This window comes from Arthrobacter sp. JCM 19049 (assembly GCF_001310435.1).
Map to the genome: position 1 here is coordinate 1 of NZ_BAXF01000755.1, position 840 is coordinate 840.

The 840-nt window shown below is 69.5% G+C and carries 1 pseudogene; it reads right to left on the minus strand.

Annotated features, from left to right (window positions below):
- Nucleotides 1-116: 116 nt before the first annotated feature.
- Nucleotides 117-840: pseudogene (gene carB, locus JCM19049_RS21535) on the minus strand (carbamoyl phosphate synthase large subunit); the annotation flags it as partial.

Here is an 840-nt window from a genome sequence, read left to right on the forward strand (position 1 = left end):
CTGGGGTGCGGTCGATGCCCACGCACAACGGCCCGTTCGCCTCCATCGCCACCCGCAGCCGGTTGCCGAAATGATCCATTTCGGTGTTCCCGGCCGCGGCGTGTCCCGCCCCGGCGCTAGCCACGGCCGCCTGCCGAGACCAGGTCCGGGTGCTCCTGCAGGCTGGTCACATCCCAGCTGTAGTGGCGCAGCGCGTCGATGGCCTGCACCGCGGCACCGAACTCGGCCACGGTGGTGATGATCGGGGTGCCCACGCTGGTGGCAGCCGCGCGGATCTCGTAGCCGTCCCCGCGCGCTCGGAGCCCGAGGGGGTGTTCAGGATCAGCCGATCTGGCCCTCGGTGATCATGTCCACAATGGTTTCCCCGCCCTCGTGGACCTTGTTGACCACGGTGGTGGGGATCCCGTTGCGGCGCAGCACCTGGGCGGTGCCGCCGGTGGAGACGATCTCGAACCCGTTGTCGGACAGGTGCTTGACCGGCAGCACGATCGAGCGCTTGTCCCGGTTGGTGACCGAGACGAACACCTTCCCGGCGGTGGGCAGCGGGTTGTTCGCCGCGGCCTGGGACTTGGCGAAGGCGGTGTCGAAGTACTTGTCGATGCCCATCACCTCGCCAGTGGAGCGCATTTCCGGCCCGAGCAGCGAGTCGACGACCTTGCTGCGGGGTGCGGAAGCGGCTGAAGGGCAGCACGGCCTCCTTCACCGCCACCGGAGCGGTTTCCGGCAGGTGGGTGCCATCGCCCTGGGCTGGCAGTATGTCCCCGCGCAGCTGGGCAATGCTGCGGCCCGCCCCGATCATCGCCGCGGCCTTGGCCAGCTGCACGCCGGTGGCCTTGGAGG